Source organism: Sphingomonas sp. PP-CE-1A-559, from assembly GCF_004340965.1.
GTDB lineage: Bacteria > Pseudomonadota > Alphaproteobacteria > Sphingomonadales > Sphingomonadaceae > Sphingomonas.
The window spans coordinates 205388-223378 of sequence record NZ_SLYA01000001.1 but is presented as its reverse complement, the minus strand read 5'-3'; the positions used below and the strand labels follow the sequence as shown (position 1 = coordinate 223378).

15 protein-coding genes and 1 tRNA gene are annotated in these 17991 nt (G+C 60.6%); 5 read left to right on the top strand and 11 right to left on the bottom strand.

Annotated elements, in window-relative coordinates; all coding sequences use genetic code 11:
• Positions 1–452 precede the first annotated feature (452 nt).
• Positions 453–1565, bottom strand: a complete 1113-nt coding sequence (locus C8J42_RS00960) for a ParA family protein (protein WP_133018592.1) — start codon at positions 1563–1565, stop codon at positions 453–455.
• Positions 1566–1804: 239 nt separating this feature from the next.
• Between C8J42_RS00960 and C8J42_RS00955 the strand changes: the two genes are divergently transcribed.
• Both C8J42_RS00955 and C8J42_RS00945 read left to right on the top strand, forming a co-directional pair.
• A complete protein-coding gene (locus C8J42_RS00955) occupies positions 1805–1984 on the top strand; it encodes a hypothetical protein (RefSeq protein ID WP_133018591.1) in 180 nt (59 codons plus the stop codon).
• A gap of 1135 nt (positions 1985–3119) precedes the next feature.
• The gene (locus C8J42_RS00945; protein ID WP_133018590.1) at positions 3120–3722 is read left to right on the top strand and encodes a GIY-YIG nuclease family protein; all 603 of its coding nucleotides are present in this window, start codon (positions 3120–3122) and stop codon (positions 3720–3722) included.
• 125 nt (positions 3723–3847) lie between these two features.
• On the opposite strand, the gene C8J42_RS00940 is transcribed toward C8J42_RS00945, so the two are convergent.
• From C8J42_RS00940 to C8J42_RS00925, 3 genes are all read right to left on the bottom strand, one after another.
• Positions 3848–4870 (bottom strand): hypothetical protein, encoded by a 1023-nt coding sequence (locus C8J42_RS00940; protein ID WP_133018589.1) that lies wholly within the window; start codon positions 4868–4870, stop codon positions 3848–3850.
• Positions 4871–5387: 517 nt separating this feature from the next.
• Positions 5388–6305 carry a XamI family restriction endonuclease gene (locus C8J42_RS00935; protein WP_133018588.1) on the bottom strand — a complete coding sequence of 306 codons (918 nt, stop codon included), beginning with the start codon at positions 6303–6305 and terminating at the stop codon, positions 5388–5390.
• A 1465-nt stretch (positions 6306–7770) separates the two neighbouring features.
• Positions 7771–7863, bottom strand: a tRNA-Ser gene (locus C8J42_RS00925).
• Between the two features lie 267 nt (positions 7864–8130).
• Here C8J42_RS00925 and C8J42_RS00920 point away from each other — a divergent pair.
• Both C8J42_RS00920 and C8J42_RS00915 read left to right on the top strand, forming a co-directional pair.
• The gene (locus C8J42_RS00920) at positions 8131–8934 is read left to right on the top strand and encodes a DUF1134 domain-containing protein (RefSeq protein WP_243643980.1); all 804 of its coding nucleotides are present in this window, start codon (positions 8131–8133) and stop codon (positions 8932–8934) included.
• A 182-nt stretch (positions 8935–9116) separates the two neighbouring features.
• Entirely contained in the window at positions 9117–9464 is a 348-nt protein-coding gene (locus tag C8J42_RS00915) for a hypothetical protein (protein ID WP_133018585.1), read from the top strand.
• Positions 9465–9573: 109 nt separating this feature from the next.
• Here C8J42_RS00915 and pyrC read toward each other — a convergent pair whose 3' ends face one another.
• On the bottom strand, positions 9574–10623 hold the full coding sequence (gene pyrC, locus C8J42_RS00910) for a dihydroorotase (RefSeq protein ID WP_133018584.1): 1050 nt from the start codon (positions 10621–10623) through the stop codon (positions 9574–9576).
• A gap of 133 nt (positions 10624–10756) precedes the next feature.
• Here pyrC and C8J42_RS00905 point away from each other — a divergent pair, with 133 nt between their 5' ends.
• Positions 10757–11494 (top strand): folate-binding protein, encoded by a 738-nt coding sequence (locus C8J42_RS00905; RefSeq protein WP_243643977.1) that lies wholly within the window; start codon positions 10757–10759, stop codon positions 11492–11494.
• A 5-nt stretch (positions 11495–11499) separates the two neighbouring features.
• On the opposite strand, the gene C8J42_RS00900 is transcribed toward C8J42_RS00905, so the two are convergent.
• From C8J42_RS00900 to C8J42_RS00875, 6 genes are all read right to left on the bottom strand, one after another.
• Positions 11500–12318 carry a shikimate 5-dehydrogenase gene (locus C8J42_RS00900; RefSeq protein WP_133019171.1) on the bottom strand — a complete coding sequence of 273 codons (819 nt, stop codon included), beginning with the start codon at positions 12316–12318 and terminating at the stop codon, positions 11500–11502.
• Positions 12319–12885: 567 nt separating this feature from the next.
• A complete protein-coding gene (locus C8J42_RS00895) occupies positions 12886–14007 on the bottom strand; it encodes an OmpA family protein (RefSeq protein ID WP_056060954.1) in 1122 nt (373 codons plus the stop codon).
• A 119-nt stretch (positions 14008–14126) separates the two neighbouring features.
• Positions 14127–14630 carry a DUF2793 domain-containing protein gene (locus tag C8J42_RS00890; protein ID WP_133018583.1) on the bottom strand — a complete coding sequence of 168 codons (504 nt, stop codon included), beginning with the start codon at positions 14628–14630 and terminating at the stop codon, positions 14127–14129.
• A 22-nt stretch (positions 14631–14652) separates the two neighbouring features.
• Positions 14653–16818, bottom strand: a complete 2166-nt coding sequence (locus C8J42_RS00885; protein ID WP_133018582.1) for a phage tail protein — start codon at positions 16816–16818, stop codon at positions 14653–14655.
• Between the two features lies 1 nt (position 16819).
• A complete protein-coding gene (locus C8J42_RS00880) occupies positions 16820–17191 on the bottom strand; it encodes a peptidoglycan endopeptidase (protein ID WP_133018581.1) in 372 nt (123 codons plus the stop codon).
• Positions 17188–17985 (bottom strand): DUF2163 domain-containing protein, encoded by a 798-nt coding sequence (locus C8J42_RS00875; RefSeq protein WP_243643975.1) that lies wholly within the window; start codon positions 17983–17985, stop codon positions 17188–17190. Before C8J42_RS00875 ends, C8J42_RS00880 begins: the two co-directional genes overlap by 4 nt.
• Positions 17986–17991: the final 6 nt, after the last annotated feature.

The window sequence follows — 17991 nt, the reverse complement described above, 5'->3', positions numbered from 1 at the left end:
ACCGTCTCCGCGACGATGCGCTTAGCGGCGACCGCGAACCCAGCTCCTTCAACCTCGCATACCAGATTATCCGTCGTCTGATCGGCAGTGCTGACACAGCAATAAGCAAAGGTTCGCGGCATAGGGCGGCTCCCGTAACGGATCAGTGCGTCGTTAGTCGCCGTTTCGGAACCCGTATGGCATAATCTAGATACGCTCAGCGGTGGGGACTCGAAACCAACCGATTTCGATAGCTCGACCAAAGCTTCGAGGCGGGTACCACCCCGCAGTTCGCACGACGTTAGCTTAGCCAACCTACGGGAGCCCCGGACAATCAAACTTGGGCTGCGCCGTGATTCAATGAACGGCACAGTAAGAGATCCTAGGCGGATCACTTCGTTGAACGTCTCAATCGCTGTTCGAGTCGAAAGTCCCCTGCCTAACCCGCCTAATAGAAGGTACTATCTGATTGGTTATCGGTATATTTTCTTCAGAGCGGTCGAGAAGACGCGGTTGTAGCTTCTAAATATTCCACCTATTACTTGCTTTATTGGGTCGGATACCGCTGCTAATACCAATACGTTGCATATCAATCCGTACGCCGCGATACCTGGTAGGTACTTTACGACGCCGTCGCTAGCTTTTGCGTATGCGACAGCTAACAACCCAACAGATATGTACATCGAGAAAGCCGCAATCATCACGCCGCCAAGTCGAGTTTCAGGACTCTTGAGCGTAACGGAGCTAAAATCTGCAGGCGAGAGAGTCCGTAGGCGATCATACAAGGTGATTCCTGGAATGAGCTTCGAAATTACCGCGAAACAGTGTCGAGAAAATAGTGACGAACTGTCGGGAACTTTACCCTGAATGTATGATCGGGTGGCATCGATATCGAAAGGGATCGCTCCTAAATAATCGACGCGAAGCAAAGAGCTCGCCGTCATAGCAAGACTAGTAGGATCATCAAGGACCTTATTCAGTACGAAACCGGCAATCTTGTCCTTGATACCGAAGGATAAGAATTCGTCAGCTAAGTGCTGGGAAGCGCGAACTGATGTCGTATCTGTTTCAACAACCACTAGTACTTCATCAACCATCATAGAAACTGCGATAGACTGCTTGTCAATCCCGCCACGGCAATCAACAATAACAACGTCAGCGATACGCTTTGCCTCTTCTAACGCCTTTCGAAACGCGGACATCATGCCTTCGCTGACTTCATCCACTGGAATTCTGTGATCGCCAATAGGCACCAGTCGCACTTCATCTAACCATCTCTCATCCCCGGCTTGGGGATTGCCGACCCCTGCCCAAGAGGTCATATTAGACACGGCGTCTGGTTTCGATATTAAGTCGAATAAGCCAAACTTTGCTTTAGAAAATGCTCGGAATGTCAGATAGTACGTCAGTCCTGCAGTAGCGAAGTCCGTGTCGATGAGCACAACGCTCTTACCTGCAAGAGCAGCGCCTTGCGCTAATGCGACCGCTAGCATCGTTTTGCCGCTGCCCCCCTTCCCGCTGACAAGAGCAATGGCAGTTGACGCCCTGGACGCTTCGGCAATCGACACCGAGGGGATTGTGTTCACATTAACTTCCCTTCAACCTATCATTGGTCTCGTCCCGATCCTTCTCTGACACGATCGGATTACCTCTAAACAGAGGGGCAATCACTAGAATCATAGTCGCCATAGATAACGAAACTATACTAGCGACACTGCATAGAGAACTCCATACTCCGATACTTAGACCGACGTTAGACTCTATGTAAGCCTCAAGAGCTTTTCCACCAATTACCGAGCAACATCCCAGACTGAGGAGAAACGATATGAACCCTGCAGTCACCTCATCTCCTCTTGCTTCGATGCGGAATATGATAAGAGGGACTTTGAAAAAAGCGTCATCACCTAAGCCGATGGGAAGACGCTTAGCTATTAGCTTTCCGGATATTATGATTGATATCGCTGAAAGCACAATCCAGGATAGCAACGCCGTCAGAACAGCCTGAACGGCACCAACTGCTACATCGACTTTGTCTTGCATTACCCGACCTCGCAGACGCGAGCATCCAGGTCAACGAGACTTGACGCGGATTGGCCATCCGGCAGAACGAACGTTGACGCACATGAACAACACGCATGGCGACCGGCAAGCACGTAACGTAATACAGGGTTGGCACAGCTAGCACAGTCGCAGCGGCCTTGGCCTCGAAGCACGCAGCTTGCAGTTCGCGCTTTCCTGAACGGCGGATCGTAGGACCTTGCAGGGGAAGTCGTTGACGTCGAATCCGACAAGCGCTTGGACAATCGTCCGGAGCTATAAGAAGCATTGCGCCTGTGTCGGGCTATTGGCGCAACCTTTATCGTCGCGAAGCTTGACCGACTGTCGCGTGACGCTGCCTTCCTTAAGCAGTTCCAGAACTCCGGGACTTTGTTCGTTGCCGTAGCTATGCCCGGTGCCAACTCTCTCGCGGTCGGCGTGATGGCACTGGTGGCGTAACGGGTGCGCGAAGCGAATCTTCCCGAACTAAGGCAGCGCTGGCAGCAGCAAAGGCTAGAGGAGTATCGCAGCGCGAGCTTGCACGAAGGCTCTCCAAGCCACCGTCGTTCGTGAACAAAATAGAGCAACTAGAGCGAAGGCTCGACGTACTCGAGTTTATAGCGATAGCCGAGGCATTGGGAACGGCGGGCGAGGCACTCATGGGAAGGCTTCGTGCGGCCCTGCCTGACGAATTCAACTTGTAGTCGAACCCCGGCCCCGTGGCGCAGCGCCGCGCCGCGCCGCGCATAACGGGGACGGAGCCGAGCCTTTAACGGGGAGGGGCGCATTTCCGAGCCACCTCCTACACGCCCTCTCGGCAAGTCTGAAATGCGTCACTTTTAAACGTCAGAAGTTGAGTTACCTGTCAATAGCATTGGCATGAGGGTAGATCGGCATCGCGCGCTTAAGGCATGTGCATTTAGGCTTCGACAACACCGTGCCTTGTCCGGCCACTTTTGCTCCCGTAGAGCATGGCAAGACTGACATGACCGAGTACCCGCACTCACAACCGCGTCATCGACGATCGATTAAGCAACTTAAACTGACAGCAACAGGTGAATCGCTGACACCCTAGTCGTATCGTGAAAAGGTTCGAACGTAGCATGGGCATTGTTTACATAGTAACTAATCCGGTCATGCCAGACTTAATAAAAATTGGACGCACTGAAGGAGCTATAGAAGAGCGTGTCAGAAGTTTAAGTTCGGCGTCCGGAGTTCCTTTGCCTTTTGAGGTATTTTATGCCGCAGAAGTGGAAGATGCTATAGGTTGGGAGAAAGCACTTCACGAAGCATTTGATGATCGACGAGTTAATCCAAGGCGAGAATTCTTCAGGTTATCTCCAGACAAACCTCTAGCGATTCTCAAGATGGCTCACGCGACGAATGTCACACCACAGTTCGATATAGCCGATTCAAAGGAAGAGCTGGACGCTCTGGATCGAGAACGCCGACGCGATATCAATTTCAGCTTCAATGGGCTACCGATACCGGAAGGTTCGGTACTTCAGTCCGTATTCAACGACGACGTTACTTGTCAGGTAGTAACGTCGCGCGACGTTCTCTTTAGGGGCGAGATTTGTTCATTGTCCGGCTCCGCTCTAGCTGTGGCGCGCGAAGCAGGGTACCATTGGAAGTCGATCCGAGGGCCACAGTACTGGAAATTTGAGGGCCGAACACTCCTAGAGCTTAAAGAAGCTGCCGATTGATCCCCAACAGTACGCCGAGACACTTGGTCTACGACAAGTATGATATCGTCATCAGTTAAGTTCTGCTAATAATAATCAAGCCGACAATCTAATCTCGATACGAATTGTTGGCGATTAATTAGATACTAATGCTTGCTTGCAACCCTTACGTTATCAACAACGTCAATCACCTGCTCTACTCGAGCGGATGCCAAATTTCCACGCCTCCAAGTTTCTTGAACCTTAGCAATGATTGGCTTCTTCTCCCACTCTCCTCGACGAATCAAAGCCCTATCCTCTTCGGATACCAAGGCGTCACGGAGTGAAGCGAATACGAGTTGATTGGTCTTAGTGTTCTTCAGGCGCACTCGAAAGCCGTCTGGAACATCGGTATCGACGCGAAGAACGTCATACTCAGCGACAACCATCTTCTTTACCGGCGCGCTCGGTGCCGCCCGTGCCATTCTACGGGCAACCTCAGGCGGTAACATCTTGCCGCCGATCTCGGTATTTTGGACCTTAGCTGCGGCCCTAACGATACCCTTTTTACCCTCATCGCTGGCCTCTATCAGAGCATGGCTACCGTGAGCCGCGGTCAACGCATCAGCTAGTATCCGCATTCTCTTTAGGTCAGTTTCGTCAGCAAACTTCTGCGCGGCAAGTACATCCTTCATGGATTGGCTAGCTGTCTCAGCCTTAGCTACTTCGTTTTGGTGCTCGAGGTAGGTGTTCCATCCCGAATAGCCCGCAAACAAAACAGCAAAGGCGATTACCATCACGGTAATCTGCTTGCCACTAAGCTTGCCGACAGCTTTCTCCATAAACTTTTCGATTAACTCCTGCGCATTAAAACTAAGGTCAGTACTTCCGCGCTTAACAGCGAACACGACCTCAAATTCTTTCCTCTCCTCCTCCGAGAGCCCGGTCAGAACCGGAGTATTTTCCAGCAATAGCATGAACGCGCGGTTCACGCTTGTCTGGTAATCTACCATCGCCTGCATCACAGGTTGAGTCAAAACTAACTGACTACCTGCTATCCAAAACTTGAAGTGGAAGCGAGGCCATTGCGTGATGACGGGCAACCTGCTGTCGTCCGAGAAATCTCGACTGTGCAGGTCCTCTAATAGCGCCCAGGCCTCATCCTCGTTATGGATCGGCACCGGCTGCATACCCGGCACCCTTGGTCTTCGAGCCATCAATCGCCACTCCGCTAAGCTTCTTTGCTTCTTCGCTGATACCGGACGTAGGGCATCGGCGGCTTTGCCTAAACTGGGTGGCTACTGCTTCCTACACTCTTCTAGCAGCTTCTCTCGCGCCGTATCGTATTCAGTCAGACCAGGGCCTCCACCACGTTGCCACTGCTCGACCGACATTCGACTCGTGCCCTTATTGCTAGCCTCTCCTAAACGGTATGGGTCCATATGATCCCACTCGTGCTCGACATAGAACTCCGCCGATTCCGGATCGTAGCAAAGCCACCACCAATCCTCTCGCTCGGCTAACGAACCCTTCGCGCTGAAATGTAGCTGCGTCCTGCAAGCTGGCATAGTTTCTCGCCCTTACCCGGGCGGTGCGCCGGGTTGCAGTCACAGCATTCCACAGTGATGGAGTGTCAGCAAGCTCGGTGTGGACGCGGACATAGCGCTCGTCCGAGGGCGGCTATGTTCGTAAAACTGCTATCCTAAGCTAGCTCGCATCCTCGAGCCACTTCACGAAACGATCGAGGTCGTGAGACCAAAACACCTCTACTTCGCTGGATAACATCCTCGCGACGTCCTTATACAAGACGACCCCTTGAAACAGGGCGGCTGTCTGTATGAACGATGCCCAGGTGTCATTCCACGACTTAACCTTGTCCATGACATCGTTAACTCGTTTCACCGAATTAGTAGCGTCGTTAGATACCTTGCATTCCATGGCAAGAATAAGCTTAGAGTCTACACCGCAAGCAATATCGACCTCTTTTGTCGCGGTCTTGCTTGATCTACACCTCGTCTTACGCATGTAAGATTTTGCTGGTACGTCACTTGGAGACTCGAGAGTGGTAGACATTACCCTACCCCAGCCGGAAGCTTGTAATACTTGCTCTACCGCCAATTCTTGTTCGTCAGATAACCGGTTGCGACGAACCGTATTAAAAATCTGCGAACTAATCATCGGCGTTACCGTATCGAGTAGACGCTTGACTTGTTGGCGCGTTGGCATGGCGTTCGAGTTCAGCCAAGGTGTTAGAAACTTATCCCGCCTATTTGAAAACTGTTCAGCAAACTGCTGCGCCGCCGCTTGTGACAACCGACTGCCTTGTTTCTCAGCACCCTTAGGGTAAAGTGGCGCGACTAGCTTTAGCTGATCTTGACTGATCGGCGGCGCGAACAGATGCCGCAGAACTAAGATATGTTTACCGGTTTGTGTCAGAGTTCCGTAAACGTCTCGCAGCCCATTAGTATCAATAATAGTCCGTAATATTGCCTTCCGGACAGTCCGCGTTACCTGCCGCCATTCGAGAGCAAGTGGCTCTGGCGCCATACCAGATACGTATATTTCCGTAGCCCGCTTAGATTGCTGCAGATGGTACGCCGCGACTTCTGGATCAATGGCGTTCATGCAGTCACACGCTGGACGCGGCGAACCGGAGCTGCCTTTCGAGAAGCGCCGTTACGACGCTCTTCCCTCATCGTATATTCGATAGCTTGGCGCAACTTGTCTGGCAGGGGGGCTAATGTCTTGGCGCACAGCTCTTCAGCGACTGATTGCTGGCAGGTACCCAGCAGAAGGGCTTCACCCACTGCTCGAGCGAGGCGTGGCGGTACGGCATTGCCAACCAAGCGATAACTGTCCGCGCGATTACCCTTAACAATCCAACCGTCGGGAAACGTCTGCAAGGTAGCGCATTCTCTCGGGGTCAGACGTCGTAGTCCTAGTTTTGGATCACGTATCCAGTCCTGCTGGGCATTCGCTGTTACAGTCCTCGCCGGACGTGCCAGGTCGGCAACAAACGCGCCTTGCTTATACCCCCAATGTCCGCCGGGCCGGGTTGACTCCTTCTTACCCGGACTCTTCACGCCTGAACCAGGCTGAATGGACGCTAGCTCGGCGGCAAGCTTACCACTTGGACGTATCACCTCATCATCGCGGCAAGCGGCAAGCTTGCACAATGCTTCGTCCATCGTTTGCCAGCTGCGTGTTCCAAGTGCGCGTTCCTTGGAATGTGTAGGCGCTGGACGTATCGGCGCATCGCCATCTCGATAGCCAAGGACAACGATACGAACTCGCCGCTGTGGCACCCCAAAATCGGCAGCATTGAGTAGTTCAACGCTCGTATGATACCCAAGGTCTAATAGGCGGTCACGCAGATGGGCTAACGCCGACCCCGGCACACCATCTGCCCCCCTCGCAGTTACCAAGCCTCGGACGTTCTCGAAAAGTATGTAACGGCAATCAAGCTCCCCTGCGAGCCGCAGGTACTCGTTGATGAGCATACCACGAGGGTCGCTGAACCCGAGTTGATGTCCCGCGCTACTCCAAGATTGGCACGGGGGCCCCCCAGCAAGGAGCTCGACATCACCTCTCCGACGCCCGAGCTGGTCGAGTAACGCTTTACCGTTAAGCGCACAAACGTCAGCCTGCTCGACCTGTGCGTGCTCCAGAAACTTGACACCTTCCGAGAGTTTGAAGCCTTGGTTCGCCTTCAGACTCTCAACCGCACGCGGATCGATGTCGCTAGCATGCAAGCAACGCCATCCGGCCTCTTCAAGCCCGACATCCAGCCCCCCTAACCCGCTGAAAAGAGATATCATTTCACGCATTAGGAACCTTCACTACGTTTAGTTAGTACGCGGATCGACTAGAATAAGAATCGTAGACACCGCTACTTTGGTCCGCAATGCCGAACTGAAAGTTCGGATCGCTCTAGATCGGACGCACGATGCGTTTCTCTTTTGTTCTTATTGTACACAAGTGACAATCAAATTCACGTTCAACCGACCAATTCGCGATGTTGGTTAGAATGTTGGCTAGACCGCATAAGCTCAAATAAAGTGGAGCGTTTTCAGTCACTTGCGACAGCCACTGGCGGAGACGGAGGGATTCGAACCCTCGGTACCAGTAAACCCGGTACGGCGGTTTAGCAAACCGCTGGTTTCAGCCACTCACCCACGTCTCCGGCTGCAGCAGATGCGGGGCTATAGCGAGGGTGGGCGGAAGGGGCAACGCCTGTAATGGCGTCCAGCGCGTTATTCGTCATTCTCTGGATTCAGGCAGCTCATTCGTCCGGCCTACCCGACCATTCACTCGAATTAGCTCGAATTCGACAGGCTCGCGCCCATCGTTCATTGCACGGCAAGCCCTGCGCTGGTTAACTCGTCGCTTAGGGGTTAACCCGTGGCGCGGCGGTTGACGGCCCTGCTTCGGGGCGCCTTCTGTGTTTGCGATGGGTTTGGGGATCGACATGCGTAGCTTCTGGCTTGGCCTTGGTGCCATTGCGACGGCCGTTTGCGGGAGTGCCGTGGGTGGCGCGGCGAGCGCGTCCGCGCAGGTCCGCACGATCGATCCCAACCAGGCGATTGACGGCGATCTCGCGCCGCGCGCCTATCAGCCCCCCTCGCGTTCGCAGGCGACCACGCAGCCGTCGCGCCCGGCCGCGCCTGACCCCGCGTATCCGGAGACCCCGGTCCAGGACTCCGCGCCGCCCGTCACGACGGCCACCACACGCCCCCCGGAGACGCGCGCCGAGGCGACGATGCAGGCTGCCGACACCTATGAACGCGACGATCTGCTCGCGGCAGGCGAAGGCGTGTTCGGCAAGGGCGCCGCCGGGCTGGGCGGCCTCCTCGAAAAGATCCTCAAGGACCAGGGCCGGCCCAACGCGTACATCGCCGGACGAGAGGCGTCGGGCGCGTTCATCCTCGGCGTCCGCTATGGTTCGGGGATCATGAGCCACAAGGTCGAGGGGCAGCAGCCGGTCTACTGGACCGGTCCTTCGGTCGGCTTCGACGTCGGCGGCGACGCGAACAAGGTCTTCGTGCTGGTCTACAACCTCTACGACACCGAAGAACTCTACAAACGCTTCCCAGCAGTCGAAGGCCGCCTGTACCTAGTCGGTGGTTTCGCCGCGACGTACTTGAGGCGCGGCAACGTCGTCTTGATCCCGATCCGCCTCGGCGTCGGCTGGCGCGCGGGCGTCAACGTCGGGTATATGAACATCACGCACAAGAGCAGGTGGCTGCCGTTTTAGGCGCAGTCGGGCAGCCGGTCACGCCCGGCTGACTCCGACAAGCCCGGCCGGCGGGGCAAGGCCCCGTCCGACGACGTGGGCTTTGCCCACGGCGCGCGCCCAAACAACGACATCGCTCGTGGCACAACGCCAAAGCCAAGCCCAAAAGTTGACGCCCCCACCAGGCACGCTACCCCCGGCAAATGGCAAAACCCGACCGCCTCGCCCGTCTAGACGCCCAGCGCGAAGACCTCGAAACCGACTACCGCGATACCCTCCTCGCAGCGCTCGAGAAGACCGCCGCCGGTTCGCTGGGCCTGTTCGACCGCACCCCGGATCGCCGCGTCCGCGCCGCAATCGCCCCAACGATCGACACCCTCACCGAGATGGGCACCGATATCGATTCGATGCGCGAACGCTTGATGCTCGAACCCTTCGCACTCCACCGCGACTTCTTCGCCGCGCGAGGCCCGGTCAGCGCCAGCGCAGTCGGCGAGCAGAAGGAAGCGCGGCTGTGGCTCGATCGGCTCACGGCAGACCCACGACCATAAATCTCAACCGTCCGTCATCCTGACGAAAGTCAGGATCCAGAGCCAAATCAACCTGTACTCATGGCTCTGGATCCTGGGTCGAGCCCAAGATGACGGATCTAGGCGCGCTCTACCCCTCGAACCGCCACCCGACATTGGTTCCGGCCAGGAACGGCACGACCGCCGTATCCCCCGCGCCGATCGAAGCCGGCACCTCGGCGTCGCCGCGCACCAGGGTCACCGTCCCCTCGTTCAGCGGCAATCCGTAGAATCGCGCGCCATGTTCCGACGCGAACCCCTCGAACTTGTCGAGTGCGCCCTCCTCGTCGAACACGCGCAGATACGCCTCCAGCGCGAACGGTGCGTTGAAGATCCCCGCGCAGCCGCACCCGGATTCCTTTGCCCCGACGACATGCGGCGCGCTGTCCGTCCCAAGGAAGAAGCGCGGCGACCCCGACACCGCCGCCCGCCGCACGGCCAACCGATGCGTCTCGCGCTTCAGCACCGGCAGGCAATACGCGTGGGGACGAAGCCCGCCGTCGAACAGCGCGTTGCGATTGATCAACAGATGCTGCGGCGTGATCGTCGCCGCGATCGGATGATCCGCCTCGGCCACGAACGCCGCCGCCTCCGCGGTCGTGATATGCTCCAGCACGATCTTCAGCCCCGGATAGTCGCGCACCAGCGGCGTCAGCACGCGCTCGACGAACACCGCCTCGCGGTCGAAGATGTCGATCGACTTGTCAGTCACCTCGCCGTGGATCAGCAGCGGCATGCCAATCCGCTGCAGCGTCTCGAGCACCCCGGTCAGCGCGCGAATGTCGGTAACCCCGTGCGCGGAGTTGGTCGTGGCGTGCGCGGGGTACAGCTTGCACGCGGTGAACACGCCCTCGACGTAGCCACGTTCGAGCTCGGCCGGATCGGTGCCGTCGGTGAGGTAGCACGTCATCAGCGGCGTGAAATCGACGCCCCCATCTTTGCCGCCAGCCAACGCCGCCAAGATCCGCCCCCGATACGCCTTCGCGGCCTCGATCGAGGTCACCGGCGGGGTCAGGTTCGGCATGATGATCGCCCGCGCGAACTGCCGCGCGGTATGCGCCGCGACCGCCTCCAGCATCGCGCCATCGCGCAGGTGGACGTGCCAGTCATCGGGGCGGCGGATCGTGAGGCGGTCGGTCATGCCGCCTTCCTATCGGCGCACGTGCCCCGACGCCAGACGGACGAACGCGGGTTTTCGTCGCATGGGCGGATGCGGCCTTCGGTCGGGATCATACCTTGGTTGGAATTCGCCCCGCACGCACTAGGTGGTACGGATGGACACTGATCTTCCCGGAACGATGCTCGCCGACCGCAGCGTGATCCGCGTCGCCGGCGAAGACGTACGCGGCTTCCTGCAGGGGCTGGTCACGGCCGACACGGCGCTGCTCACGCCCGACGCACCCGCCTGGGCGGCATTGCTGTCGCCACAAGGCAAGGTGCTGTTCGACTTCATTCTGTGGGCCGACGGCGCCGACGTACTGATCGACGTCGAGGCTGCGCAAGCCGACGCGTTGACGAAGCGCCTCTCGCTCTACCGCCTGCGCCGCGTGATCACACTCGTTCCCGACGAGCTTGCAGTCCATTGGGCACCAGAAGGCGAACGCGGCGTTCCCGATCCCAGGCTTGCGGACCTTGGTCGCCGCTGGCTCGAACCACCGGCCGAGCCGGCAATCGGCTGGCATGCCCACCGCCTGTCGCTTGGCGTGACCGAGGGCGTCGGCGAACTCGGCGCGGGCGAGACGTTATGGCTCGAATGCAACGCGCGTGAGTTGAACGGCGTCAGCTTCACCAAGGGATGTTACGTCGGCCAAGAGAACACCGCGCGGATGCACCACCGCTCGAAGGTCAACCGCCGGCTGATCGTCGCGCCGTTCACCGAACCGAGCGGACGGACACGCGTGACCTATCCCGAACTCGGTCTGATGGTAGAGCATCGCCGCGTCGAGGCACTTGGCGACGCCATCGTTCCGCTCTGGCTGGCCACGGCGCTAGCGGAAACGCCCATCGACTGACTCGCTCACGGATGCGCGCGAGCCCAGTCCGCAGCGTCCGTTACCTGAGCCGGTGACGGCGTCACGCCCGTATACAGCACGAACTGCTGCAACGCCTGGAGCGTGGCCACCTCCGCCCCGGTGATGCAACGCTTGCCCGCCTCGCCCGCAGCTTTCAGAAACGGCGTCACGACCGGATATTGCACAACATCGAACGCTACGGTGCAGGCCGCGATCATCGCCGGTGGAAAGGCCAGTACGTCGGCATCCGGCCCGGTCATCCCGCGCGGCGTGGCATTGACGAGCAACGCCGCCTCGCCAATCGGTTCGGCCGCCCAGCTGAACCCGTAACGATCCGCGATCGCGCGTCCGGCCGCTTCGTTCCGCGCGACGATGGTGCCACCCCGGAAACCGCTGTCGCCGAGCGCAGCCGCGACTGCCTTGGCCATCCCGCCGGATCCCCGCACCACGAACGGCATAGCCCGATCGAGATCCACAACCAGATCGACGACCGCGCCATAATCGGTGTTGTGGCCGGTGAGCACGCCGTCATCGTTGACGATCGTATTCACGCTGTCGATCGCGCTCGCCGACTGCGCCAACCCGTCAAGCAGCGGGATCACCGCCTCCTTGAACGGCATCGAGATCGCACACCCGCGAATATCGAGCGCCCTGATCCCGCCGACTGCAGCATCGAGGTCGGTGGTCGAGAACGACTTGTAGACGAAATCAAGCCCGACCAGCTCATAGAGCCGGTTATGAAACCGCGACCCGAAATTCCCCGGCCGCGCCGACAACGACATGCACAGCCGCGTGTCGCGTCCAATCAGCGGTTTCATCTGCATCTCCTCGCTAAGTCCGCTCTCACTATAGTCGCGAGCCGCCACGGTGAAGCGTCGATAGATGTGTTCACGCGAAGGCGCGAAGGCGCAAAGATGTCGGCCCCAGCCAAGCGCTCCGCCTCCCGCACCCGCGGCAGCACTGAAGATTACGCGAGAGAGCGATCAACGCCGCTACACGCGAACCCTCTTTGCGCCTTCGCGTGAACACATCGACGTTTCGTCAAATGCCGCCGTAGCGAAAGATCGGAGCGTCGATTTTGTTCGCGTGGAGGCGCGGAGCCGCGGAGAGTAGAAGCAGGTTTAGGCAGCGCTTTGTGTCATCGCCGCGCCTTGGCGAAGCCGATCATCGAAAGCCGCTTTCGCGGACGATCTTAGCCCCCGCACGATCCATCTCCGCCCTTACTCTCCGCGTCTCCGCGTCTCCGCGTGAACCAAATCAACGCCGGCCGAAGCCGCCGCCCTCGCGACCGGCCACCCCCGCGCGAAGCACAAAAGAAAAGGGAGGCCGGCTTGCGCCGACCTCCCCGATCTTCATTCCGTAACCGACCCGAGAGCCGGTTGGCGAAAGTCTTACTGGCCCGAACCCGGACCGTAGGTGACTTCCACGCGACGGTTCTGCACTTCGCGAACGCCATCGGCGGTCTCGACGCGCGGACGGCTCTCGCCGAATGCTTCCGTCGAGATGACGCTGTCCGGGATGGCATGCGAAGACAGGTATGCCTTCACGCCATCTGCGCGGCGCTGCGACAGACCGACGTTGTACGATGCCGAACCCGACTTATCGGCGTGACCTGCCAGCATGACCTGTGCGTTACCGCACGACTGGTACTGCGTGACGGCGTTGTCGAGGATCGACGCTGCCTCAGGCGTGATGTCCGACTTGTCCCATTCGAAGAACACGATGAACGGACCAGGCGAGCAGACGACTTCGACCGGCGCAGGCGGCGGAGGAGGAGCGACTGGCTCAGGCGGCGGCGGCGGCGGCGGCGGCGGCGGAGCAGCAGGCTCGCCGAAGTTGTACGTCACACCACCAAGGATGCTGTGCGAACGATAGCGACCGTCGAACACGCGGTTCGAAACGTCGACCAGCTTGACGTTCTCGGCGTTGAAGAAACGATACTTCAGCGTCGCGTCGATGTGGTCGGTCAGCGGTGCGCGGATACCGGCCAGGCCCTGATACGCGAACACGGTGTCCGAATCGTTCAGGAAGTCGCCGTTGTTGTTGAGAGCGTACTGCGCCTTGACGCGAGCAACACCAACACCGCCGCCGACGAAGCCCTGGATGCCATCGTCCGGACCGAAGTCCAGAAGGCCGTTCAGCATGAAGCTGAGAGCCGACGACGAACCACCAGCGTAGTCGTAGCTGTTTGCGCCGGCGTTGCCGCGAACGCCGGTTGCACCGAACACAGGCGTGGTCGTCGACGACGAGTAGCCATCCACGGTTGCCTTACGGTAGCCGACTTCGGTTTCCAGACGGAAACCACCAAAGTCGTAACCCATGACCGCGTCGACGTCATAACCATAGTCATGATCGACCGAACCGGCCTTATTCAGGTTGCCGATATCATAATCGATATCTTCAACGATCATCGCACCGCCTTCGACGCCAACGTACCACGACTTGTCGCGGGCGAGGGCGGGAGTGGCAAGTGCGGTGGAGGCGAGTGCCAGAACGACGGCAAGCTTCCGCATATAAATCCCCTTTCATGAGTGTCACACGGACATCGCAAACTCCCTATCCTCGGGCTTGTTTCCACGCAAGCTGACAAAAGTTAGAAGTGTTGCTGGAACGACACAGTTTTCAGGGTGTTCTAGACGGAAATCAATCCGTGCCCCCGCAATGCTGCCAATATGGCACCAATCGTCGCTCTCGCCTGGGCATCCACCACGGTTCCTCCGACCGGATCCGGAACAGCCGCGCGCCGTGCGCCGACCACATCGACTCCACCGATTGAGACTCGGCCACCGGCCAGCACCCCCAGCGTCCACGCGCCCGCATCGAACCGCGCCGACTGTCCATCGGCAATGCTCCACACCGTCATGCCCTCGCGCGGCACCAGGAAACGCCACCCGCTTGCCGTCCACCCGGCGATCGCTCGCGCCTGCCCCGCCCAGCCACCGGTGGGCGCGGTCCCGACGATCCACGCGCTGCCCGCGGCCGGCGCGGCGGGCGGCACGTTGGTTCCCACTGCCGTCACGCTCGCCTGCACCGCGAGATCCAATAATGTCAGCGCCTCGTTATGCGTCGCTTCCTTTTGCGCCTGGCCAGGCTGCAACAATGGCAATGCCAGACGCGCTGTGCGGTCGTCGCTCATAATTCGTTCCCCCGTTGGTGAATCACGCCGGTACGATCAGTTCCGGTACGATTAGGTTGGCAGCGAGCGACTCCCCGAACACGCCGCGCTGCCGGACTGCGATGCTCACTGAACCGACACGTTCCGCCGCCGTGATCGAGACAAAGGGTTCCGCCACATCGACATCGCGCGAGGTTCCGCCCGCCGTTACGGTCACCCGGTACGCCTCGACCTCCTCGGCCAGCGGAACATCGACCCCGTCGATCCAGCGCCATCCCGCCCTGCTCCGCCGCGTCCAGCGCACCGTCGCACTGCCGTCGGCCTCACTCGCAAATCGCAGATGCACCGGCGAGGGCGGCACCACCGAAGCCCCGCGCATCACGCACCGCGTCTCGACCGCCGCATCATCGCCGACTCCGGACGCGATCACACGAACCTCACGCCCCAGCACCGACACTGGCAAGTCAAACGCCCGAGCCGCCCCCGTCTCGAGCAACACGAACCGCTCCCCAACCTTCTGCACGCCAGTCGCAGCCTCGGTTCCGCGCCGCCCACGCAGCAACTGGCTCAACCGCCACCGCGCGCCGCCCAGCGGCTCCGCCCGCCCGAACTGCACCAGCTCGTCGCCCAGCAGTGCCAGGTTCACCCCCCGATCGAGCGCCGCCGCATCGGCTTCGCCCAGCTCCATCTCCGCGTGCGCAAGAACGACCTCGAACGCTCCCCGCAGATCGACCAGCGTCGCCGGCGCGCTTGGAGCCGCCACCACAATCGTCCCGATCACCGCCGGCGCCGCCGTCGCCCCGGCCGCTACCCAGCTCACCCCATCATTGACGGAGTAGAGCAAGGCCGCCTGCCGCCACGCCGCACCCGAGCCCGCCGCAACCACCGTCATCCGCGGCGCCGACAACGGAGCCTCCTCCAGCCCCGGCACCTCGATCGCCCGCAGGATCGTCGCCCCCACGACCGCATCCACCGCCCCCGACACCCGCCCGCTAGTCGCAGTCGCAGGCAGCGACGCCGTCACCAGCGGCACCAGCCCCAGCGTGGTCACCATCCCCTCGATACTCACGTCCGCCACCCGCCAGACGCCGCCGCCCTCTCCCGCAATCGTCACGCAAGCCCCCGGCGCGAGTCCCATCGCCCCGAACCCCGCCGCCACGGTCCGCCGAACCCGCCCAGCCTCGGCCCGCGCGAGCATAGCCTCCGCCACCGTCTTCGCCGCCCCCGCCTCCAGCACCGCCGGCACCTCTACCGACAAGTCGCGCACGCCAGCCCCGGGCCGCCGCGCTCGCTGCAAACCCGCCTGGTAATCCCGCGCCGCATCATAATACCCGACCGTCACCGTCCGCGGCACGGTCTCGATCGCCGCCAGAGCCCGAGCCCGCCGCACGCCCTTGCCGCCAACCGCAAACCCTTCATCAGCCACGACGACGGTCGCCCCCGCCGCATCCCGCATTACCAACCCGCAACCGACAGGAGCAAACCACGCGCCCCCAGCCTGCCCCAACATCTCCAGCACCGCCCGAACGCTCCCGCCAGACGCCGCAAACCCGCCCACCGCTAGCGCAGTCGTCCCCGAAACCTCCCCCGCCAGCGCCTTCGCGATCGTCGACACCAACACCGAACCCTCGTCCGCAATCACCTCGAACGTCAGTGAAGGAATCCGATTCCCGAAATCCGCCAGCTGCAACATCTCGAACACGGCATAAGCCGCCCCCCGATACGCCGGCGTCGCCACCCCCTCCGCGGACGCGATCAACGGATCCACAGCCTGATCCTCACCCCCAAGGTGCAACCGAAACCCGGTCGCCGTTTTGAAGTCCCCCGCCGCTCCCCGCAGCAGCTTCCCCTCAGCCCAGATCCGCCCCACGCCGCGGATAGCCCGAGCCGACAACAGCACCGCAAAAGACGCCGCATAGGAGTAGGTGGACGTACTCGGCTGCCCCTTGCCCGCGCGAGACGAAGCCCGACTCTCGATCAGGTCGGTCGCCCAGATCACCGTCCCCGCCACGCGCATCGTCCCGAACAGCTTCGGGATCTGCGCCCCATAAGACGACGTCTGCACCGCGAGTTCGACCAGCCGCGGCCCCTCCCGCCGCTTCGGCCCGAACAGCGCATGATCCACCGACTGCCCGATCAAGGCGCCGATCGCGCCCCCGATCGGCCCGCCCACCGCGCTCCCCACGGCGGTCAATACCAAGGTCGCCATGTCATCCCCCCATCCGCCAAACCCCAAGGATCGGCCAAGGCGGCGTCCCCGGTCGCTCCACCACGCGCCGCAACCCCGCGTCCGCATGCACGAACCCGCCCACCGTCCTGATCCCCAGATGAATCTGCCCCGGCCCCGCCGCCATCAGCAGCACGTCGCCCGCCTCGGCCTCGGCAACCCGCACCAGTACCCTATCAAGCAACCCCCAATCGCCACCCCGCAGCGCATACCCGCTCGGGACTTCGCCGAGATACCCCCCAGCCCGAAGCGCCAGCGCGACCAGCCCGACGCAATCGAGCCCATCCGCCCCCCGCCCATGCAACCGAAACCGCGTCCCCACCGCCGCAACGGCAGCCGCCGCGATCCGGCTCAAGCCCCAGGATACCGGGTGAGCAGATCGATTCCCGGCAGATACGGCTCCCCCCGAAAGTTCACCGCATTCCCGAACCGCCCCGCACACGTGGCCAGACTCTTGTCACACCCCTCGACGACCTCGACCAACACCCCCGCCTCCACGACGAACGAAGGCACCGCCCGCAATGTAACCGCCACCCCGACACCCCGAGCGACAGCACCCTCCAACCCACAATTCGCGCCCCCGAACCACCGCAACAGCCCACCCCCAAGCCCCTCCGCGCTGGAGTCCAGCGTCACCACCGCCTCCTCACACGCAACCACCCGAGCAAACCGCCGCCGCCCCGCCATCGCCACCCGGCACCGCCGATCCCCCAACTCCGCCCGACACTCCGGCGAAGTCTCCTCCACCACCGCCCGATCCAGCGCAGCACTCGCCCCCCGCAACTCGGCCGTGAACCCGCCGTCTCCTAGTTCGACAGCGCCGATAATCCCCTCGCCCAGCTCGACCCGAGAAGCCGGATCGGTCCAGTCCACCGCAAACAGCACCACCCGAGCCCCATCCCAGCGCCCCGCCAACAAATCCCGCTCGCCGATAGCAGCAGACGTCAAAGCCCCCGCCACATCCATCGTATCCGCCTCCAGCCCCTCACTCCGCTGGATCGCAGACGGCGTCATTCCCGGCGCAGCCCGGTGCACCAGCCCATCCACGACCAGATCCTGATCATGCGCGGTCAAGCCCACCGCCACCCCATCCCGCCGCTCGATCCGCCAGCAAAGCGCGATCGTTGCCAGCTCAGAAACCAGAAACATGAGCGT